Here is a 20,440-nt window from a genome sequence, read left to right on the forward strand (position 1 = left end):
CTAACTTTGCAATATTAGGGTTTTGTAGAATAGTAAATTAAACTATAGTAGTTCTTTATAACCATTAGAGGAAATAATCAACAGCACACGATCTTCTTCTTTGATTTCTTTGCTTTTCACTAATTTTCGTAAAGCCTCATAAACTAAGGCAGATGAACGTTCAGCATATATTCCATGCATGCCTAATTCAAGCTGCGCGCTTTCAGCTTGCTCGCTGAGAATAGTTACTACCTTTCCACTCGAATTTTGAATCGCCTGGAGTGCCTGGTAGGTCACCGTATTCCCTGAAACGGATGGTGTCTGTGTAGATGTACCATTAAATACATTCGTATACAGCTCTCCTTGAAATACTCTTTCTAACCTAGGAAGTGGCTCAACCGCCACTAACCTTGGGATTGAATCAATAATACCCGCAGACATGCATTCTTCAAAGCCTTTCCATATCCCCCATAACATATCTCCTCTGGCAGTGGGAACAAAAATATAGTGTGGTAATTGGGGAAAGTCTTCGATAATTTCATACGCAATCGTTTTATAGCCCTGAATTCCAAATGGATTACTACCAACAGGAGGAAGAAGGTAATTGGTTGCCGGGTACCATTCCTTTTTTCTAACCATTTCCTTCATTTCACTCCATCTAGCTAGTGCATCTTGTTTATAGATTAATTTTGCTCCTGTTTTTTCAATCGCCTGCTTCCAAATCGCTGAAATTGTAGGAGTCGTTAAGACTACACATGCAAGGTCCTCTGAAGCAGCATACGTTGCTATCGAAACACCTGCATTCCCACTAGATGCAACAGCTACGGTTTTCATTCCGAGCGATTTTGCCCGAGCAATAATAAATGGACTCATCCGATCCTTATGCGAACCAGTTGGATTTTGCCCTTCATGTTTTATCCATAAATTCTTCAAACCCATTTTTCGGCTCAACTTTTCAAGCTTAATATGAGGAATATCTCCTTCACCAAGCGTAGGAAAGGTTTCAAACGGTAGCATATCACTATACCGAAATAGTCGTTTCCCGTTACCCTTTATGCACACATGTTTGTATGCAATAGAGACACTTGCAGGCTCTCCCTTTTCTAAACAAACCGGACATCCCTCAACATAATCTCTATCAAAGTCACGATAAATTCCCTTGCACTTAATACACTGAAAACACGCAAAGTTTCGATTAAGGGGATACATATAATTCAACTCCTTTTTTTAAATATGGTTTCACTTGTGACAATGCAAGAAATGTGCCAAGTATCTAAGTTTAAAAAATTCCACTACTGCATAAGCAATTTTTACTCCTAGTCATTCCACAACACTTGCTACTTGCGTTAAATTTGATTCAGTTGTTGCAAGTAAACCAAGGTTAACCCCAGCATTCGCAAGCAATGGCAGTCGCTTTTCCAATTCCTCTTCCAGCACCTGTAATAAAAGCTACCTTTCCTGTTAAAGATCTAACCAAAACAAACAGCTCCTTCCAGTATATATAAAAAAAGGCGCCTGACCCCCAGCGCTGTTTTTGGGGAAATGTGAAGGTTTTGTGGCGGAATGAATCTGGGGTACAGATTACTCCATTGGTAAGCTGCAAAAGGAAGTTTATCATTTAAACCTTTTACTACAGAAAAAAATCACCCACAAACATTTATTGGGAAAACGTTTGTGGGTGTTTTATAGTTTTTAGATATTTGAGTAGGAGCAAATGTACACTGTAAACCCGTATATATGAGTGCTAATATTAATGGAGCTATAGTAGGGACTGACCTTCCAAGTTATACCCATTTTCAAGCTGTTAGGATACCAGATTAAGTTAAGCCAGTTATCCTCATAAAAATACCCTATTTAATCTGAAGAAAAAAGCGCCTACTCGATTGTGAGATGTGCATGTCTTGAATTTTAGAATGAATAAAAAAAATGGCTTCCCCTTCGTTCAACCAGCTTAGGTCATTTTCATCCTCTCGATCCCACCAATCATTTTCTAATTCAAGCAGTTCAGGTTCTAATAGATTAGACATCCTGGTCATTGTTAGCTCTCCTCATTCCATTGAATCTGTCTGTTTTTCTCGAAAAACAGTAGGTAACCCCGATTCAAAAGAAGAATTTATTATTATAGATATTAAAATAAAAATACTACCTAACATCATAATATTACCCCCTTGACTATCTCTCTTGGGTTTAAGGGGATTACCATTGTTTATTAGCTAATACGTCTTCCCAGAACTCGAATTTGCGATAATCAGCACCGGGTCCATCTGTTGTCTGTATCTCAACTATTGATTGAAAAAATCTTTCCATCTATGTTCCAATCACTATTCTGATGTTGAGAATCTACTTTAATTTTTATAAATTGAAAGGCATCATCTTCCGGGTTCCATTTCACTCCATTTCTATATGGTTGAATGAGGTTTCTAGGTCCTAATATAGTTTTGCTGCTATCTAGTAATAAGTGTTCGATTTCTTTTGTAGGTAGATTGATATAATGATTCAATCTATTTACAACTTCGTCTATATCTGATGAGTCATGGTGATGAAAGGCACTTATGATTCCATCTAGAAGTGGTTTAATAACAGAAACTAAGTTTAATTGAGTATGTATAGGGGGTTTAATTGTTACTTCCAACCCATAATAATTACTATTTATTCTTTCTTGAATTTTTAAAGATCCAGTTTTCATTGCATACCAGATTGAATGTGGTTTTATCTCACTAGATAATTTAGGTATAGCGACGTTCTCCCATGTTGCTAATGTCTTTTCCTTCATCCAATTCGCTGACATGTGTTCATCTTGTTCTATAATTTTATATGACTGATAGTGTTTATAATGTTGCTCTTCATTTACGATAGAAGGTTGTTCAAAGGCCCTTTCAAATAGAAGGGTTTTTATGTTTAAGTGACTAAAGGCAGAAGGACCAACGTTGTAAAATAAAACGTTTTCAACATCAAAGAAACTCTGATCCATTGATTTATACAGAGCATGTAAAAATACACCTTCACATCTCAAGAATTTCAGATGACTTCTAATCTTACTTCGTAATTCCAATTGCCAGCCTTTTGGTTCGTATGGAAGCCTTTTTGATGTATATACTTCAAGGATATTATCATTCGATAAACTGAAGAAATAATTTGAATGATATACTGATTGTTGATTATCTTCGTTATAGATTTCTTGGATACATTCTTTTATGTCGCTGTTAACGATTCTCGAGTCTTCTCTATTACTATTGTTGTTTATAAGACAGTACTTACCTCTTGATACTTTTTTTAAGACACGATATTTTACATCAAGTTGTGATGAGCCACTCCCTCCGTGTGAAACAGATACCATATCTGCCATACATGTTCCTATGTCCTTCCATCTATCCCCGAATCTAGCTTCAATCCAATCTTTAATCTCTCTAATACTACGTTCTCCACCTAGTGCAGCAAATGCAGAAATAATTGCTTGTGGCAGTATAGGCATATATTACTTTCCACCTTTTATGTAGGAATCGATCTTAATGTAAATATGAATATATTTTATTTCTACCTTTAGGAACTATTACCCTTTAATTTCCAAATAAATAAGTATAAGGCACCAACAAAAAACAGAACCTCTGATAAAATAAAGCCTCACCTACTATGCTTAGGTTAGGCCKGATAAAATATGAACTTTGGCTTTTTCCCCAAAGTTTTTATTGAAAACAAACTTTACCCTATCTTTAAGTTTCCCTATCACAGAAATAAATATAGACCCCATTCCGTTCTTCAAACTGAACCGCATAAAGATAGGTCCAGTCCCGCAGTTTATTTAGAGGTGACTTCCCCTACTAACCAGTGACTACAGTGCCAAATTCAACTTCATTCATTTTTAATAGATATTTTTTAACCACAAAACTGGTTTATTTATACCGTCTGAACTTAAAAAGGGATACTATTTGCAGATATATGCTGCTTTGGTATCCTTTTTGTTATAAATCCTTAATTAACTTCAATAATAAAGGGTTCATCCCCTTTATTATCCTCTTCTATAAAGATTTTTCGTGCTACATCTCCTATTATATTGGTTGTAATCCCATCAACAGTACCGCCAATAATTCCCCCTACAAGAGGGACTGCTTTGCCAAGGTTAATGGCACCTTTTTCGCCAAATTTGGTTAGTAGTCGAAATCCAACTGCCTGGTTGATTTTTGTAATAACTGCAGAAGGGATTTTCTTGATTCCGCTCATAGCAAGCTTTTGACCAATAACAATGCCTGTATTTTTTGCTATTTCCTTGGCTCCATTACCTGCCAAACATAGATAAACATATGATTTTACTTCATCATCTTTTAGGTTATTTCCGCCCATATGAGCAATAGCGGCAACCATTCTAATCTGTACAAGTAAAACACTAGCAATATTAGCAGGAATGGCAACTGGTAATGTTATGATTCCACCTAATCCAGTTAAAAAACCACTAGTAACACTCTTAGTATTTTGCCAACGAATCAAACTATTAACCTGCTCTTCTAGACTCCCCTTCTTTTTTAGATAGTTGTCTGCAAGTTCGACTGCAGTATCCATCCCAGGTATACCACCATTTATGGCCGTATCATACGACCAATCTAGAGCATTCATTATTGCATCATGAGTTAAAGTCTTTACTTGTTTGATCATCTTAGGCACCATCCAAATATATTTATGGTAAAATTATACTTTAGTAGGAACATAATAGGAAGTTTTCATTTTAGTAGGACAATAATAGGAGATGATTATTTGGCGACCTATAAGGAAATACAAGATTACATAAAACAAAAACATGGCTATTCAGTTAAGACCTGCTGGATTGCCCACATGAAGGAAGTATTTGGGCTTAAGCCTAAAATATCGCCTAATAGGCATTCCACGGATTCCAGGGTACATCCTTGTCCTCTTGGAAAACAGGATGACCTTAGGCAAGCTTTTCAACATTTCGAAATGCGATGACAATTGGGCCAATAACCTCAAGAAGGTAAAGCCGGTTTTAGCTCTATTACGGATGTAATTCCACAAGAATACTTTGATTTCTAAGTGTGGTATTTTCTATATTCATATTATCAAATATCGATTCAATTAAGGGATCAGTATCCCACTTCTGTAAACCTTACAGTGCCGGGGACTGACCCTGCTAACAACGAAAAAAGGCCAGTCCCCCACCGGTTTAAAGCACTACCGGCTGGACGACTGACCCTTATCTAAGACTTATTATCTTTCCAAATTGAGTAACCAAGCCAATCTTGCATTAAAAAATCACCTCACTTCTAAGAACTCCTAGAGGGTGAGATGATTTAATCCATCAATACATAATTCCCTTCTTTGATTTGATTCTTTTCAAACCATCCAAGATTGACTTCAAGTGCATAATCATAAAATAGTTCCGGATCATAAGTAGGACAGTAATCCTCTTTACACGGCAGCATATCTAAAATTTTTAGAATTTTTCCATCTGAATCAAGGAATGCAACAGATAGAGGAATTAAGGTGTTTTTCATCCAAAAACCGCCATATGTTTTCCCTGAAAACACAAATAGCATCCCTTCATTTACAGACAATTTTTCAACAAACATTAAGCCTTTGTCTCTTTTTTCGGGAGTATCTGCAACTTGAACGGTTAAATTGAATGTCTTTTCTCCATTTGTTAATTTAATTGTTTTGGCTTGAAGAACTCTTTGTTTTTCCTTACGAGATAGAAAAGCGAATAATTTAATCATCTTTTTTAACATTTTTTCACTCACCTTATTTATTACCTTTTGAGTAAAAAGGAAGAAAGTTGGAGTAAGTTGAGAACAGAAGAAACGAAATGCCCATAACTCCAGATCACATTGAATTATTCCCGACCTACAGTTGGTATATTATATGAAGGACACAGTTTTATTTGACTAATCCTTTTTAATGAAGCAAGAAAAGGGCTGACAATGAGATAAAGGGTCAGTTCCCACCGGTTTAAAGTGCTACCGTTGTGAGGGACTGACCCAATAGCACGAATGAATCAATTATCATGGGAAAATTAATCAAAAAATAAGGGGAGCATCACCACTTCCCCTTACAAAAAATTCGCATATTTTTAGAATGCTGCTTATTACATTATTCCTAAAATAATGCCTGATACAATATAAGCTACAATATGATAACCTATTGTGATGAAATAAAGCCTCTTTGTCTTACTTTCAAATAAAAAGTTCATCCCTATTTTTGCTGAAATGCTTATAGCAACAATAATGGCAACAGTTAACCCAGACATAATTGTTCTTTCTTCAAACAACGTTAATAATAAAGCCAAAAAAAAGGATCCAACTAATGCAGTTAGAGCTGTTAAAACATATGTCATTGGTCCCCCGCTTGATATATCCTCTTTGTTTAGACCAATTTCCTTCATCCATAGATTTCCAAACAAAGCAGGTGAATACCATAAAAAACCGATCATCATAGTTGCTAACGTTGCTAAAAGAACAGCAAAATAATTAATTTCTAATAAATCTATCACTCTACCTACCCCTTTTAAAAAAAAATTAAAATAGCCTTCTGAAAACGAATTTTATAATTGCTTCGATTAAAAATAGCTATAGTAATTTTATATTACTCTAACTTCCTTACATTTTCCTTCATACTCTTGGACCCACCAATTCTTTCAATTAAATCCCCGCTTAGTTTGAGTCAAAAATAAAAAGTCGATCATGTTGAACGAAATCTTCTCTTTGATAGGTCATTTTCCAGTTGTATATTTGTACCTGAAGCAATTGATTTTCATCTTTCTTAACATAAGCCATCTTAAAGTTCAACATTTCAGTGAATCTTCCTGAATTTATTAATACCCGAAAAAAGAATCCTTTTTGATATTCCGTTTTGAAATATTATTATTTTGCAAGTAACTTGAAATGGAATTTACCATTGACTTTGGTCCTGCAATAAAGTATTTACCCTCATTCGTATTTAAAGAGGTAAACTTGTCAATTTCCTGATGTAAGTCATTTCTTGAATTAATGTACGTTATATTTATTGAAGTATTCACAGCAACTCCATCAAGTTCATCTTTATAAATGTATGACTTATTGCTATCGTAATAAAGAATTTGTATTGGCTTGTCGTTGCCATTTCCTTCTGCTTCTATTTGTTTTAGTATTGATCGATAGGGTGTTATTCCAATTCCACCTGCAATTAAGATTGTGGGGACTTCATCTTTTAAATAAAATGACCCTACAGGTCCGCTCATACTAACTTTCATACCCTGTTTTAATTCTAACATCGCTTTTTTAAACTCACTCGGATTATCATTGATTTTCATCGTTATTTTAACACTATTTTCTTTGGGAGCAGATGCCAAAGTGAATGGACGCGTATGATTTTTTATTTTCCTATGCGTAATACTAAATAAACCATGTTGCCCTGCTTTCCAAGTTAAATCCTTTTCTTTTTCAAATAGAAAGCTATAAACACCTTCTGATTCTTTATAACTTTCTATAAACAATAATTCTCTCTTTTTAAATATTGATAACATATCTTGGAAAATTCCCATGCTAACTCCTCCTGTAAGCCTCTTAGTAGCCCTCAATAGTTTTCAAGGGCTATCCTATTTTTCTATTTCCGCCAAAAAGTTGAACAGTTTGCCTTGTCCCAAATATTAAACTCAATCATTTTCTCAAGGAGTGAGTAATCAACCGGAGACTTCCAAGGGATACGGATCAGCTCTTTCGTGTAGTCATATCCAGCCTTCACAATATCATCCTCTACATGAGTGATCGTCACCCTTTCAGGGGCGACAGCTAAATGCTTTTTAGATACACTAAAGCCAATAATAAAAGTACCGTGATCGGTAAACATCGGTTGCTTCCATTTCATTTCTGTTTCCAAATTTGGATATTTATTTTTTATCCAAGTAAACACTTCTTCCGTTCTTTCTCGTTGGGACGGGTCATCAATCCCCGCTAAAAATTCAGAAAAAACTTCCAAGTTGTTCCCTCCTAAAATAAAATTTATGTCGTATAAAAAAGTTCCTTAAACCTATTCGTCGTATAACTCCTCACGATACCGCTCAGAATTACTTAACAAAAAGTTAAAACATATACTAAAAAACGTTTGCTCAGGCTTTATTCTGAGCAATTGAAATACCTTTACGATAACTTGATACAAAAAACTCACTTCAGTAATTTCCTCTTATATCTCGCCTAACACTTTTTTAAGCTCTTCAACCTTATACGCCCAACCATATTTTGCACCATTGTACGCTTGGTTTTCTTTTCCGAAACCTGTTTGTTCAAGATGTAAGTGCGTAATTTCACCCTCTTCTTTTAATGTCCAAGTGACTACAGTGTTTATTGGTCCACCTACCCATGTGTAAGATAACTTATAGGGCTTGTCCACTACCAATACTTCACTATCTACAATTAAACCTATTTCCTCGTTTCGAAACTGGCATTTGTAACCTACGATGGGTCTAAAATTATTCTCCATTACCCATTGAGCAAGAGTATCTGAGTGTGTTAATGAATCCCATACCTTATTGATTGGACTCTTAAATTGAAAATCCAGTGATAGATCTGCCATTAATTATTCCTCCAATATATTCTTTAGTAATATTGCTTTTTCATTCCAAAACTTCTCATAAAAGGATAACCAATCTTTAACTTCCTGTAAGGGTGCTACATTTAATCGATATCTTGTTTCTCTACCGAATTTTCGGTTAGTTACTAAATCAGCTTCTTTCAGGATAGCCAAATGTTTAGAAACAGCAGTTCGCCCCATTTGAAATTGAGCAGTTAATTGGTAAAGCGGTAACTCTTCTGCATCTGCTAACAAACGTATTATTTTACGTCTTGTTGGATCTGCAATGGCGACATAAACGTCATGTTTTTGGCAAGTATTATCCAAAATCCTCACCCCTTTTACGGATAAGACACCTATTAGTGTCGTAATTATACGACACTAATAGGTGTCTAGTCAACTTGTGAATTAGTGCAATTTTATAAAATAAGCAAGGTAGCTGGAAAAAACCTTTTTATATTACGTAACCCCCAAAAATGCATGTCAGCAATGATAGTATGACCATAGAAACATTATCAGTATTTAAGAACTCAAAGCAGGGAATTATTGCCCGCTACCCTAAAGACATGTAACCTGACAAAGAAGGAACGATCATGTTCTCTAATTATATATTGAGCAACCAAGCCAATCTCGCATTAAAAAAATCACCTCACTTCTAAGAACTCCTAGAGGTGAGATGATTTAATCCATCCATACATAATCCCCTTCTTTGATTTGATTCTGTTCAAACCATCCAAGATTGACTTCGAGTGCATAATCATAAAATAATTCCGGATCATAAGTAGGACAATACTTCTCTTTACACGGCAGCATATCTAATATTTTTAGGATTTTTCCATCTGAATCAAGGAATGCAATAGATAGAGGAATTAAAGTGTTTTTCATCCAAAAACCGCCATATGTTTTCCCTGAAAACACAAATAGCATCCCTTCATTTTCAGATAATTTTTTAACAAACATTAAGCCTTTGTCTCTTTTTTCGGGAGTATCTGCCACTTGAACGGTTAAATTGAATGTCTTTTCTCCATTTGTTAATTCTATCGTTTTGGTTTGAAGAACTGTTTGTTTATCTTTACGAGATAGAAAAGCGAATAATTTAATCATCTTTTTTAACATTTTTTCACTCACCTTATTTATTCCCTCTTGTGTAAAAAGGAAGAAAGTTGGAGTAAGTCGAGAACAGATGAAACAAAATGACCATAACTCCATATCACTTCCAATACTTTACCATTAAATTATTCCAGACCTGCAGTTGGTATATATTATATGAAGGGCGCAGTTTTATTTGACTAAATCCTTTTTATGAAGCTAGAAAAGGGCTGCCTATGAAATAAAGGGTCATTCCCCCGCCGGTTTAAAGCACTACCGGTGTGGGAGACTGACCCTAATTGCTTGACCCAAACGATTATTGATATACTTCTTTCACTGCTTTTTCCATCTCTCCTCCGCATACAAGACATGGTATTTGGTCTAATTGTATTTCCTCATACGACCCTATTCGTTTCCATGCTTTACATGAAGGAGTGAGACATTCCCAGCCTAGAGTTGATTCTAATATCCTTTTTTGAGATGGAGTATTTTCATCTCTTTCATTTCTACTAGTTCTCGTTTGACGCCTGTTTGTTTGTCGATCTGTTGTTTTTATTGCCTTAGGTTCAGAAAATGCTTCGATAATAAAGCGAGAAGTCTCTACCTTTTGTCCTTTGAACTCACTTGGAGAGGAGACGTATAACTCCTCTTCAGCTCTTGTAACCGCAACGTAGGCAAGCCTTCTTTCTCCTTCAATAGCTGAATTAACTTTATTTTCAACTCGTTTTGTTAGAATAAGGTCTTTTTTACCTTCCGCCTCTAAGGCTGATTTATGAGGTAAGATATTTTCAGATGATCCGATTAGATACACGACAGGGAACTCTAGTCCCTTTGATTTATGAATACTCATCAATTTTACAACATCTGCTTTAGGGTCTTTCCTCAGCTCTTCCATTTTTTTATTTTTCGTGATGATTTCTTTTATAAACGCTAGAAATTCCGGAATGTTTTCAAAACGTGCAGCTGAAGTCTCAATTTCAGCAAGCGTTTCGTTTACCATTTCTTTATGGACCGTAATGTTTTTTCGTTCCGAGGTATTAAGATATTTTTCATATTCCTTCCGTATGAGCTTAATTGCCTCTAAAGGTTCTTTATCCTTTATTTCTTGTAATAACCTAACTCGAGCAAAGATGTTATTTTTTTGAAATTCTTTCAGAAGTGGAATTTCTACTGCATGAAGCAGTAAGTTTTTTGTAGGATTTGTAAATTCCCTAAGTTGTATAAATTCAACTGTTTTCTCACGATTTAGGTAAAGAGTAGGAACTACCCCTTTCACTGCCTCTAGGTTATTTCCATCCAGTGCTAATCTCAAGTGATCAATGACGGGCTTGACGAGTGATTGCTCGTAAAAAGTATTTGAATTGCCAAACGTTACAAATGGAATTTCCTGAAGCACCAATTGTTCAAAAACTGCACGACTATAACTACTTGTCCTAAAAAGAATGGTAAAATCACGATAGTTACGGTGACCTTGACGTATGTCATTTACTATATTTTCAATGATTACCTCCGCTTCTTCATCCGATGTCCTTGGATGGATAAAGAATGGCTGATCGTTGCTTTCTTTGGTTGCTTGTAATGTTTTCGCATAACGGAATTTGTTAAAAGAAATGATTTTATTGGCTAGTCCAACTATACTAGTGGTTGACCGGTAATTAATATGTAAATGGTATGTTTTTGTACCTGGATAATCCTTATTGAAGTTTAAGATGATGGAAGAATCAGCTCCGTTAAATTCAAAGATTGTTTGATCATCATCACCGACTACAAATAGATTATTTTGTGGCAGAGCGATCATTTTAATTAATTCATATTGGATCGGGTTTGTGTCCTGCCACTCATCACATAAAACATAATGAAAACGGCTTCGGATGGTTGTCAATAATCTTGGATTCTTTTTTAAGTGCTTATAAGAATCTAGAAGTATATCATCAAAATCCATTAATCCAACTTCTTTTTTCTTCGCTTCATACTTTAGTAAAATTTCTTTTATCTCTTTTTCAATTGGTGACCGGTCCGGCATTTCCGATACAGATATCATGTTGTTTTTATAATGTGACAATATGGCAATCAATGATTCAGGTTCATATTCGTCACCTAGTCCCATCTCTTTCATAATGATTTGAAGATAGGTATGTTTCTGTTTCTCAATCGTTAGTAGATCTCGATTGTCACCTTGACTTTTAAGTATTTTTAAGAAGATCGAATGATAAGTTCCATTGGTAATTTCATTTACCATTCTTTTAGTCAGCCCAGGCAGCGTCGAAATTCGTTCTTTCATTTCTCCAGCAGCTTTGTTAGTGAATGTCAGCATTAATACATGTTTTGGCTCAACACGATGTACAGAAATCAAATATCCCGCTCTTGAAGCGAGTACCCTTGTCTTTCCACTTCCTGCTCCTGCTAAAACTATGGCTGAACCTTCAAAATGTCGAACAGCGTGCAGCTGTGGTTCATTTAATTTAACTCCCATCGCTTCGAGAGACCGAAAGTAAAAAGCATCCGCTTCATCATCCTTTACCAATTCTACAGTTGTTTTGGTATCAGCGATCTCTGCTTTTTCAATCGTCTTTTTGTTGGCATCCTTTGGATAATGATTAAACTTTGGTTTCGGCATTATTTCTATATCTTGAAACTCAACTACGTTTGCCTGACCTAATAGTTTTGTCCATTTTTCAATAATTTTTTGTGCAATAGATTTGTTGTATTCTTTTGGATCATTTGCTTCTATGTATTGAATTTTATTAAAGTCATTTTGGGTAATTTGACCTTTACCTAAGGATAATGTGCATATCGCATTTAATGTATACTGTCGAATTTGGGATGTATCTGAAGTTAAATTTTGTATCAGAATCGGAAGTGTTTCCCTGCACTCATCTGGAAAGCGTTTGGAAAGTTTGCTGATTGCAGAGGCTGCTAATCTTTTTTCACTACGATCCCCATTTTTTAAAAACGATATAAGAAAAGGTATAGCATCAGCACTATTTGTTTCACCAAGCTCATATGGTAATAATTTCGAAAAATCTACTACATCCATGGCATGTCCTCTACACTCAAGTGTTCAATTCATCATTAATATCATTATAATACTGATTTCTTAGTTTATGGAAACATTTATGCGCATTCAAAGGGTCAGTCCCCCAGTTCTGTAAAACTTTACAGTACTGGGGGACTGACCTGAATATTATGCAAGTACGTATTTTCGCATGATTTCCCGAGCTTGTTTTTATGTTCCACTTTCTTCTCACTCGACTTTTTAGTTTTCGTTAATTTTGTTTGGGTAATATAGCAGCAGCGCTTCTTATTGTGGGTGTGTGCAGAATGCTATTGAGGAACAAATTATATAGCATGATTTTACTCAGAAAGCAGTATTAACATAGACAAATACTGCAAAATAGCCAGAAGAAAAACAATTAAATTATTTAGAAACTAAAAGATTACGAGAAGCGATTTACAAATTTTTAGACCAAGGGTTAGGGTATTATTTAATTTTAGAGTTAATCAAAAATAGAGAAGAAAATTATATTCTCTTCTCTAAAATTATGCTCTTGCTCTTTTTTTATAAGGGTCGTCTTTGTATTCTGCTTTTCTCTTATAAACGACTACCCCTGGTTCTTCTCTTCCATTTTTGGTAGGAATAACAGCTCGAATACCAGTTACAGCTTCCCCAATTTTATAAGAATGTTTTCCTGTTAATTGACGAGATCTGTTCATGCAGAATCGCCTCCGAAAATATAATTTATTGTATTCATCAAGTTATAATTATGCCTAAAAATATCGTCAATTTCTTCTTCACTTAATTCCCTTGTTCCTGTTATAGCGACAAGAAGAACTAATTGGTTCCCTATAGGATAACACAGCCCATATCTTTTATCAAAATGAATATCACTTTTTGTAATACAGACTCCTCACTTTTTAAAAAGCAATCAACAACAATAATTCTTTCTGACTCTTGTCTTCCTTCGTTAACGCCAAATTCATAAAACAGGTCTCGACCTTCATTTCCAGCAATTTGCCTTAAACCATGTTCTTCTGCCATCCACACACCTATACCCTCAACTGAAAAAAATTCCGGAGGTTGATAAGCTGTTCTAACACCTTCAGTTAGGTATTCATATTTCCGAGTGGGGTTGAGTAATAGTTCCTTCGATAATTTACGGAGCAAGCGAATTATTGAATAATCCTTCTCAGTATTATTGTATGCTTCTTCTAAAAGTTTAGAGGGATCAGCATAAAATTGAAGTTCTTGTATCTTTGTTTTGATTGCTCTACATGCTCTATTTACAGCTGCTTCAAAGTTTTGATCTGTCCGGATTTCATATTTCAAAACGGTTAAACCATCCAGGTCTGACGGTAAACGATATCCTTCTACACCTTCTTGATTAGGAATTTGATCGGGAATTATATAAAACACTCTGCCTCTTCTTAGTCTTCCCCAAAATAATCCCATTTCAAATAATGTATTATCCCTAGTTTTGAATGTGATATTTCCTCGCGTATTTACAACATCATCTGGTGAGAATACAAATACAGCGAAATCATTAATATCCAATTGTCTTTCTAGACTTTCCATTGTATATTCTAGTGCAGCAAATGTACCAGCTGACCAGGGAGTTACTTCAGCTACATAGTGAAGTTGTTCATGAATTGCGTCTACATATTCAATAGATTCTCTAGCAGAGCCAATAAATAATTTTGGTTTTATCGTCGTCATAAATCCTCCGGAAAAAATTACAAGTTAATTATATAAAATTTATATTAATTATATCATAATCCTTCCACAATTTGGATTAATAATATAAGATTAAAAAGTTTGTTAAAAATGTTTGTATACAAGTATGCCTTTTAGAAAATATTTGTGTGAAATTTGTGTAAAACTAATTCAAATCGAACCTTTTTCAACCTTTTATCAAAAAACCAAAAAACACCCACAAACATTGAAGAATCAACATTTGTGAGTGTTTACCGGTTCTTTATTTAACTCGTTTTCACCTAAAGATACCGGTGGTCGGAGTCGAACCGGTAATCCAAAGGATGAAAGTCCTCCGGGATTTCCACATCAAAACCTTCCTGATGAATATACTTTTGGATTACTTCTTCCTTCTTCCACCGTGGTAACTGTTCATAGAACGTTTTTTGCGTATCACTAAACTGTTGATAAATCCTTTTCGTTTGAACCTTTTGATCGTATTCCTTTTTGATGTGGTAGACTGTTTCGATTTGCTTAGCCGTTAATGGCAGCCCGATTTTGGCCTGATTGACGATGTCCTCCGGTAAGTCTTCAATATATAGAAATTTTCCTATGGCAAAGAATTGTTTGTGTTTGAATTTGGTTAAGATTTCATCCCGCTCTAAATCAATCGTATGAAATCCTTTTTTAATATCTCTGACCAGTTCTGGTGATATCTTCGTATAGTTTTCAAGGCAGTGAACCCCTAAGCGGTAGGTTTTCTTTTCTTGTGTATGGTAGACAATGTATTGATAACGGAGTGGTGCCCCACACTCACAGCGAAACGGCTTGTTGCCAAACCCACCATCTAGCACTTCCTTCAATACCCACGACTCTATTTGCTCCTCTATCTCTTCCTCTGTCATCCCTTCGTTCAAAGGAATCCCCTTTTTCTGAGACAGGACCTCCAGCCACTTACTCTTCTTGCCCTGTTTAAGGTGAGCACATAAAAACTCCTGTTGCTCAGAAGATAACCTATTCAGAATATCATTCACTTCCCGTTCCGTTAAAGTCTCCATCGCTCTCCCCCTTCGATATCTTGCTCTTATATATGAAAAAGTTGATCGTCTCAGCCCAATTATTGGTTATTGCCTTGCATCATATAAGCAAAAGTAAAAAAAAAAAAAGACACTTTTTGGTTCTAACCCTCAAAGTGTCTCTTAGCTTTTAATGCTTTTTCTATATGAATGTTTCTTTAATTCTAATAATACTCACTAAATTGTATATTACATGATTCAATCATTGTTTTATTGATGAACTGCAATTTCACTAGAAATATATTTCATTACCGGTCAACCAAATCTTTAAAAGTCTTATCGTATAAACGCTTAATTACATCTAAGGCATCTTGGTCTAATTCTTTCTCAAAGAGATCTAATTCCTCTTCTTGATTTTTTGCAAGGTCTTTTTCATCTTTCATAAATAATCCCTCCACAATCAAGTTACTTTATCTTTATTGTGCCTGCTTTTAGTCTACAAAAACGCCCCAACCGTCGGAATAGCCACCATGTGGTTTACTTAATTGATCTAATTGTTTTTGTATTTTCATTAAATCACTATAATCTAATAGCATTCGTTTAGAGAAACAACACACCCACTCATCCGTTTCGTCGTCTTGCTCTAAGAAACCATTGAAACCAGCTCCTTTTAGTACTGGCAGTAATTTTTCACCGGTTGCTTGATTAGGCACGGCTACAAAAAATTCAACTGATTGTGGTTTTTTAAAATTTAGTCCGTCTTTAAAAAGACTTCGTAAAGCCTCTCCATCCGCATCATTTGGGAATTTCATTTATTTTTCCTCCATAATCTGGTACATTCAATGGTATCATTATAATTCACTTATACCTTTTTTACTAATCGTATATTTTCATGATGCTAACCTGATTTTTTCTGACTCAGGTGCCTGGCCCCAATGCAGCAAGCTTTACCGCAGTGGGCCCTTTTCTTTAGCAAATTCAGTTTGTAGGAAATGATTCAAATTTAGTGTGTACATATAGAAATGTTAGAGCTATTTATCTTTTTATGTTAAATTAACTAATATCCTATTTGTATACCAATATCTTTATTAAATATTAATCTATGTTACAAGGTAAACGATGTATTCGAGATAGGAAAGAGATGTTACAATACTATATACAAAAATAAGTAATAGATAGAAGGAATAGGATGATTAAAAAGCATTGGGTTATCTACGGAATGTTAACGATCGCTACGGCTACATGGGGAAGTGCGTTTATTGCAGGTAAAATAGCCGTTCAAAGCTTCGAACCAGCAACGATTGCTTTTTTACGTTTTTTCGGGGCGGCAATCCTCTTGTTTCCACTTATGTGGCTGATGGAAAAAAATCGACAGAAGCCAACACTTAAAGATTATGGGTTATTCGCAGTTCTAGGCTTAACCGGGATTGCGGTCTATAATATTTGTTTTTTTCTTGCCACCAAACATGCACCGGTTATTAAGAGTTCTTTATTCATTGCCTCAAACCCGGTATTGATTGTTCTCTTATCAGGAATATTTTTAAAAGAAACGATCACAAAAAACCATATTATTGGAATGGTGATTGCTCTAACTGGAGTTACCTTTATTATCACCGAGGGTCATCTACTCACGTTGTTCCAATTTGGCTTTGAACCAATTGATTTCGTGTTACTCGGAGCTGTGTTCAGTTGGGCGCTGTACAGTGTGGTAGGCAAAGTGGTATTAAGAAAATATAGTGCGGTAGAATCCACTACCTATGCAGTTGCTTTTGGTACGATCTTTTTATTGCCGTTTGCACTAGTTGAAACATCTTGGCAGGATATTCTAAGCGCTGACTTTTTAACCTGGGTGGCCATTTCCCATATGAGTATCTTTGTAACTGTTGTTTCATTTATTATGTATTATTACGGTATCAAAGAAGTTGGTGCTGCAAAGGCGTCCATTTTTATTAATGTGATGCCTGTATCGGCTGTTTTGATGGCTACCTTCTTTTTAGGCGAGACCTTTACCTGGGCTCATGGAATTGGAGCCGCCTTTGTTCTAACAGGGGTATATATTGGAACGAATCCGAAAATATTAAGAAGAAAATTAATCGCTGAAGAATCATCTTTTAAAAGGTTATCTTCTTAAACAAAGTTGCACAAGTACATTTAATAGGCGCTATCCTTTAGGATAAGCGCGTAGCATTTATCCAACATATATGTCCTTCTCTTGCACAGGCAAATGTACAACAACTAATTTTTTTGCTTGGTCTGATCCATTAATAAATCGATATAACATCGAGGGACTGACCTGCTGTTTATGGAAAGAGGGTCAGTCCCCCACAGGTTTTAAGCACTACTGTTGTGGGGAACTGGCCCATTAGTCTCGTGTATTTATATTTATTTTATCATTTAGGAACTACTTCCTCCCAAAATCCGCCTTCACTTCTCCCCAACGATCCGTTTCCCATTTTAAGATCTTGATATCATACTCATTTTGTTTCAGCCAATTCTTCGCTCTTTCAATCAGCTTCCAAACTCGTTCTGTATTCTTATTTCTAGGTAAAGTAGTATTGGCCTTCTTGATTCGTACCCACATGATACCAGTTAATTTGGATATTGCCTGGCACTTAGTTTGCCATTAGATGTAGGTGAAATGGTTCAAATTTTATTAAGAGGTTATTCCTGGCACACTTTTTGTACTGAAGAATTTGAAATTTATAATGTCAGAAGTTCACATGACCAATATTATTCTATTAAAATATGTATTTACATATGATACGAACGATATTTGGTAAGTATCCTTCTTAAATCTGATGGATTAACTTGACCACGATATCTTCCTATTGTTGTATTTTGTGGTGCAGGGAATTACCAATCACATTGAACATAAGAAGGTATGTTCTTTAGCCCTGGTCCATATAAAAGTTGAGTATTAATTGGTTCCCTTGTTATATGAGGATGTCTTGTCACCTTTAAAAAGAGCATAAACTTCTTACCATCAATTGTTTTATAACCCAAAAACAACCCCGGACGTTCATCGCCCGGAGTTCCATCTTCATATGGGAAATTTGGAACATAATATACTGCACCTGGCGTCATCCTACGACTACTCATCATTAATCCTCCAGCCATTTACGATGAATCTTATTACTTTCAGGTCTAAGAATCATGAGACCATCCTCACCTAAGTCAGGAACATCATTCATATTTATTTCAATTTTGTCAAAATCAATCATCCCATTAATTAGTTTAGCATTTCTAGTAGCTAAGAGTTGTGCCCTTAGCCCGGCTGATGATGACGCTTTAAGGGAAGCACGTTTACTATGACGTGAAAGAACAGCATTTTTCAATTTACGTCTCTCCTTCCTTCGCACTCCGATATCACCCCCTATAAAAAAATATAGATGATAATATCTTATGTTAATCTTTAATATTTGATGAATAAACTTGTACATTAATCATAACGAGGTCATATCACATTGTCAAATAAACACATGTTATGAAAAAAATGGGAAAGAGGTTCATTCCCTCCACCGGTTTAAAGTACTACCGTTGTGAGGGACTGACTCCAACACCTTCTTTTTAGGCGAGACCTTTACCTGGGCTCATGGAATTGGAGCCGCCTTTGTACTAACAGGGGTATATATTGGAACGAATCCGAAAATATTTAGAAGAAAATTAATCGCTGAAGAATCATCTTAAAAGGTTATCTTCTTAAACAAAGCTGCACAAGAACATTTAATAGGCGCTAGCCTTTAGGATAATGGGTTCCGTTTACGGGTGCATTCTCATTAAACGACATACGGTATGTTATGTGAAGTGGCATACATAATTTTCCTTATTTGTCAAGGTTATTAGCATTTTTTGAAGGTTATGTAGAAACAATTCACAGCATTTTTATGATTTACAATAATTCTTGTACAATGAATAAATATTACCAAATTACCTGTCAATATAAATGTTGATTTAGGGGTAATTGTTAATAGTTTTCTAATTGCTAAGCCATTCAGGTTGGTGAAACAAATGATGTTTGCTATGAAGACCTTTTTCTCTGATTTTTCAAAGGGAAATGGTCTTCATCACCTTTATGAAGACCTTTTTCTCTGATTTTTCAAAGGGAAATGGTCTTCATCGCTTTTATGAAGACCTTTTTCTCTGATTTTTCAAAGGGAAATGGTCTTCATCGCTTTTATGAAGACCTTCTTCTCTGATTTTTCAAGGGGAATGGTCTTCATCCTCATATTAAGAAAACCCGTCAATTTTGCGGCGAGTTTTTTCGTTTTAATATACCAATCGCTGTGTCAACAGTTACCTGTCAGATGGCAAACGATATAGGAATAGTATATTAATGGATTAAATAAAATTGAAAAAGGAAGAAGAAATGAGGTGAATGTATTTTAGAAAAACTAAGAAAAATTAATATGAARACTGCTGTATTTATGGGGATAATTTTTTACTCTTTGACTATCTTAATTCATTTTCTTATTATTAGCGGAATTATCCCATTCACTTGGGTTAATGGTGGAAGGTCTGAATCATTCGCTGAACAGCTACCAATATCTATTATAAATACCATTATTTCTGTTATTGGAGTGGTTTTTACGTTGATTGTTGGTAGAAATAAACTATATAAATACAAAAGAGGAATAACCGTTATATGTTGGTTTTTTGTTGTACTTTGGTCTTTTGGATTTATACAACAATTGTTTGGAACACCTTTTGAAAAAATGGTTTGTTCGTTAGTATTGCTCCTTGGAGTTATCTCGAACTTGCGTATGGCGATTGAAAAAAAATAGCTGTAACTATTTAATTAACAAGTTTGTGATCAATTACACTTAGGATAGCTTATCTTCAATAAAGTATATAAATAAAAATGCTTGGACCTATTTTAGGCTCCAAGCATTTTTGTGTTATTTTACTTACCAAAACACTTGCGGAATTGGTGCTAATTCGGTTGCTAATTACACAGTTAATTGTGTTTTTGTACCTCAAAACCGAACCCGTTACTCCGAGACCATCCCGCTTTTTTTGATCAAATCTTTCATTTTAAAGAAAAGGGTCAGTCCCCCACCGGTTTAAAGCACTACCGGTGTTACTAGGTTTCGTTAAAATATAAAAGACGATTACTTTATAT

General features: G+C 35.2%; 23 protein-coding genes and 1 pseudogene. 2 read left to right on the plus strand and 22 right to left on the minus strand.

Annotation, left to right across the window (positions count from 1 at the left end; all coding sequences use genetic code 11):
* Positions 1–42 precede the first annotated feature (42 nt).
* The 19 genes and pseudogenes from BTR25_RS23690 to BTR25_RS23765 all read right to left on the minus strand — a co-directional run bounded on the left by BTR25_RS23690 (position 43) and on the right by BTR25_RS23765 (position 16,133).
* A complete protein-coding gene (locus BTR25_RS23690) occupies positions 43–1,188 on the minus strand; it encodes a pyridoxal-phosphate dependent enzyme (RefSeq protein WP_075690460.1) in 1,146 nt (381 codons plus the stop codon).
* A gap of 123 nt (positions 1,189–1,311) precedes the next feature.
* Positions 1,312–1,456, minus strand: a pseudogene (locus BTR25_RS28790) (SDR family NAD(P)-dependent oxidoreductase); the annotation flags it as partial.
* A 373-nt stretch (positions 1,457–1,829) separates the two neighbouring features.
* A complete protein-coding gene (locus tag BTR25_RS23700) occupies positions 1,830–2,015 on the minus strand; it encodes a hypothetical protein (protein WP_075690462.1) in 186 nt (61 codons plus the stop codon).
* A gap of 242 nt (positions 2,016–2,257) precedes the next feature.
* The gene (locus BTR25_RS23705) at positions 2,258–3,451 is read right to left on the minus strand and encodes a hypothetical protein (protein WP_075690463.1); all 1,194 of its coding nucleotides are present in this window, start codon (positions 3,449–3,451) and stop codon (positions 2,258–2,260) included.
* A gap of 497 nt (positions 3,452–3,948) precedes the next feature.
* Positions 3,949–4,626: an EcsC family protein gene (locus BTR25_RS23710; RefSeq protein ID WP_075690464.1), complete on the minus strand. Its 678-nt coding sequence runs from the start codon at positions 4,624–4,626 to the stop codon at positions 3,949–3,951.
* A gap of 650 nt (positions 4,627–5,276) precedes the next feature.
* Positions 5,277–5,711, minus strand: coding sequence for a DUF192 domain-containing protein (locus BTR25_RS23720; protein WP_075690466.1), 435 nt, complete (start codon positions 5,709–5,711; stop codon positions 5,277–5,279).
* Positions 5,712–6,067: 356 nt separating this feature from the next.
* Entirely contained in the window at positions 6,068–6,472 is a 405-nt protein-coding gene (locus BTR25_RS23725) for a DUF1761 domain-containing protein (RefSeq protein ID WP_075690467.1), read from the minus strand.
* A gap of 160 nt (positions 6,473–6,632) precedes the next feature.
* On the minus strand, positions 6,633–6,770 hold the full coding sequence (locus BTR25_RS27885; RefSeq protein WP_175596877.1) for a hypothetical protein: 138 nt from the start codon (positions 6,768–6,770) through the stop codon (positions 6,633–6,635).
* A 23-nt stretch (positions 6,771–6,793) separates the two neighbouring features.
* Positions 6,794–7,501, minus strand: coding sequence for an FAD-dependent oxidoreductase (locus BTR25_RS23730; RefSeq protein WP_075690468.1), 708 nt, complete (start codon positions 7,499–7,501; stop codon positions 6,794–6,796).
* Positions 7,502–7,563: 62 nt separating this feature from the next.
* Positions 7,564–7,935, minus strand: a complete 372-nt coding sequence (locus BTR25_RS23735; protein ID WP_075690469.1) for an iron chaperone — start codon at positions 7,933–7,935, stop codon at positions 7,564–7,566.
* 204 nt (positions 7,936–8,139) lie between these two features.
* Entirely contained in the window at positions 8,140–8,529 is a 390-nt protein-coding gene (locus BTR25_RS26940; RefSeq protein ID WP_083652536.1) for an SRPBCC family protein, read from the minus strand.
* A gap of 3 nt (positions 8,530–8,532) precedes the next feature.
* Positions 8,533–8,853, minus strand: a complete 321-nt coding sequence (locus tag BTR25_RS26945) for an ArsR/SmtB family transcription factor (RefSeq protein ID WP_083652537.1) — start codon at positions 8,851–8,853, stop codon at positions 8,533–8,535.
* 354 nt (positions 8,854–9,207) lie between these two features.
* Entirely contained in the window at positions 9,208–9,642 is a 435-nt protein-coding gene (locus BTR25_RS23745; RefSeq protein ID WP_139311324.1) for a DUF192 domain-containing protein, read from the minus strand.
* Between the two features lie 289 nt (positions 9,643–9,931).
* Entirely contained in the window at positions 9,932–12,652 is a 2,721-nt protein-coding gene (locus tag BTR25_RS23750) for an ATP-dependent helicase (RefSeq protein WP_083652539.1), read from the minus strand.
* A gap of 503 nt (positions 12,653–13,155) precedes the next feature.
* Positions 13,156–13,329, minus strand: a complete 174-nt coding sequence (locus tag BTR25_RS27890) for a hypothetical protein (protein WP_175596878.1) — start codon at positions 13,327–13,329, stop codon at positions 13,156–13,158.
* A gap of 130 nt (positions 13,330–13,459) precedes the next feature.
* The gene (locus BTR25_RS23755; protein WP_254842787.1) at positions 13,460–14,329 is read right to left on the minus strand and encodes a TIR domain-containing protein; all 870 of its coding nucleotides are present in this window, start codon (positions 14,327–14,329) and stop codon (positions 13,460–13,462) included.
* Positions 14,330–14,607: 278 nt separating this feature from the next.
* A complete protein-coding gene (locus tag BTR25_RS23760; RefSeq protein ID WP_075690471.1) occupies positions 14,608–15,363 on the minus strand; it encodes a hypothetical protein in 756 nt (251 codons plus the stop codon).
* 266 nt (positions 15,364–15,629) lie between these two features.
* On the minus strand, positions 15,630–15,764 hold the full coding sequence (locus tag BTR25_RS28570) for a hypothetical protein (RefSeq protein WP_303046870.1): 135 nt from the start codon (positions 15,762–15,764) through the stop codon (positions 15,630–15,632).
* 48 nt (positions 15,765–15,812) lie between these two features.
* Positions 15,813–16,133 carry a ribonuclease E inhibitor RraB gene (locus BTR25_RS23765; RefSeq protein ID WP_075690472.1) on the minus strand — a complete coding sequence of 107 codons (321 nt, stop codon included), beginning with the start codon at positions 16,131–16,133 and terminating at the stop codon, positions 15,813–15,815.
* Between the two features lie 377 nt (positions 16,134–16,510).
* Between BTR25_RS23765 and BTR25_RS23770 the strand changes: the two genes are divergently transcribed.
* Positions 16,511–17,452: a DMT family transporter gene (locus BTR25_RS23770; RefSeq protein WP_075690473.1), complete on the plus strand. Its 942-nt coding sequence runs from the start codon at positions 16,511–16,513 to the stop codon at positions 17,450–17,452.
* Between the two features lie 270 nt (positions 17,453–17,722).
* Here BTR25_RS23770 and BTR25_RS23775 read toward each other — a convergent pair whose 3' ends face one another.
* The 3 genes from BTR25_RS23775 to BTR25_RS23785 all read right to left on the minus strand — a co-directional run bounded on the left by BTR25_RS23775 (position 17,723) and on the right by BTR25_RS23785 (position 18,680).
* Positions 17,723–17,902, minus strand: a complete 180-nt coding sequence (locus BTR25_RS23775; protein ID WP_075690474.1) for a ribonuclease H family protein — start codon at positions 17,900–17,902, stop codon at positions 17,723–17,725.
* A 272-nt stretch (positions 17,903–18,174) separates the two neighbouring features.
* The gene (locus tag BTR25_RS23780; RefSeq protein WP_139311325.1) at positions 18,175–18,423 is read right to left on the minus strand and encodes a hypothetical protein; all 249 of its coding nucleotides are present in this window, start codon (positions 18,421–18,423) and stop codon (positions 18,175–18,177) included.
* Entirely contained in the window at positions 18,423–18,680 is a 258-nt protein-coding gene (locus tag BTR25_RS23785) for a hypothetical protein (protein WP_075690476.1), read from the minus strand. The genes BTR25_RS23780 and BTR25_RS23785 overlap by 1 nt, the downstream gene beginning before the upstream one ends.
* 1,047 nt (positions 18,681–19,727) lie before the next feature.
* On the opposite strand from BTR25_RS23785, the gene BTR25_RS23790 reads away from it, so the two are divergent.
* Positions 19,728–20,102 (plus strand): hypothetical protein, encoded by a 375-nt coding sequence (locus BTR25_RS23790; protein WP_075690477.1) that lies wholly within the window; start codon positions 19,728–19,730, stop codon positions 20,100–20,102.
* The last annotated feature ends 338 nt before the right edge of the window (positions 20,103–20,440 follow it).

The organism is Bacillus sp. MRMR6 (assembly GCF_001940785.1).
Lineage (GTDB): Bacteria > Bacillota > Bacilli > Bacillales > Cytobacillaceae > Neobacillus.

What these genes read in the sequence shown, in the direction of transcription:
- BTR25_RS23690 (WP_075690460.1), bottom strand. Translation starts at nt 1,188, where the DNA reads ATGTATCCCCTTAATCGAAACTTTGCGTGTTTTCAGTGTATTAAGTGC.
- BTR25_RS23700 (WP_075690462.1), bottom strand. Translation starts at nt 2,015, where the DNA reads ATGACCAGGATGTCTAATCTATTAGAACCTGAACTGCTTGAATTAGAA.
- BTR25_RS23705 (WP_075690463.1), bottom strand. Translation starts at nt 3,451, where the DNA reads ATGCCTATACTGCCACAAGCAATTATTTCTGCATTTGCTGCACTAGGT.
- BTR25_RS23710 (WP_075690464.1), bottom strand. Translation starts at nt 4,626, where the DNA reads ATGATCAAACAAGTAAAGACTTTAACTCATGATGCAATAATGAATGCT.
- BTR25_RS23720 (WP_075690466.1), bottom strand. Translation starts at nt 5,711, where the DNA reads ATGTTAAAAAAGATGATTAAATTATTCGCTTTTCTATCTCGTAAGGAA.
- BTR25_RS27885 (WP_175596877.1), bottom strand. Translation starts at nt 6,770, where the DNA reads ATGTTGAACTTTAAGATGGCTTATGTTAAGAAAGATGAAAATCAATTG.
- BTR25_RS23730 (WP_075690468.1), bottom strand. Translation starts at nt 7,501, where the DNA reads ATGGGAATTTTCCAAGATATGTTATCAATATTTAAAAAGAGAGAATTA.
- BTR25_RS26940 (WP_083652536.1), bottom strand. Translation starts at nt 8,529, where the DNA reads ATGGCAGATCTATCACTGGATTTTCAATTTAAGAGTCCAATCAATAAG.
- BTR25_RS23745 (WP_139311324.1), bottom strand. Translation starts at nt 9,642, where the DNA reads ATGTTAAAAAAGATGATTAAATTATTCGCTTTTCTATCTCGTAAAGAT.
- BTR25_RS23750 (WP_083652539.1), bottom strand. Translation starts at nt 12,652, where the DNA reads ATGGATGTAGTAGATTTTTCGAAATTATTACCATATGAGCTTGGTGAA.
- BTR25_RS27890 (WP_175596878.1), bottom strand. Translation starts at nt 13,329, where the DNA reads ATGAACAGATCTCGTCAATTAACAGGAAAACATTCTTATAAAATTGGG.
- BTR25_RS23755 (WP_254842787.1), bottom strand. Translation starts at nt 14,329, where the DNA reads ATGACGACGATAAAACCAAAATTATTTATTGGCTCTGCTAGAGAATCT.
- BTR25_RS23760 (WP_075690471.1), bottom strand. Translation starts at nt 15,363, where the DNA reads ATGGAGACTTTAACGGAACGGGAAGTGAATGATATTCTGAATAGGTTA.
- BTR25_RS28570 (WP_303046870.1), bottom strand. Translation starts at nt 15,764, where the DNA reads ATGAAAGATGAAAAAGACCTTGCAAAAAATCAAGAAGAGGAATTAGAT.
- BTR25_RS23765 (WP_075690472.1), bottom strand. Translation starts at nt 16,133, where the DNA reads ATGAAATTCCCAAATGATGCGGATGGAGAGGCTTTACGAAGTCTTTTT.
- BTR25_RS23770 (WP_075690473.1), top strand. Translation starts at nt 16,511, where the DNA reads ATGATTAAAAAGCATTGGGTTATCTACGGAATGTTAACGATCGCTACG.
- BTR25_RS23775 (WP_075690474.1), bottom strand. Translation starts at nt 17,902, where the DNA reads ATGTGGGTACGAATCAAGAAGGCCAATACTACTTTACCTAGAAATAAG.
- BTR25_RS23780 (WP_139311325.1), bottom strand. Translation starts at nt 18,423, where the DNA reads ATGATGAGTAGTCGTAGGATGACGCCAGGTGCAGTATATTATGTTCCA.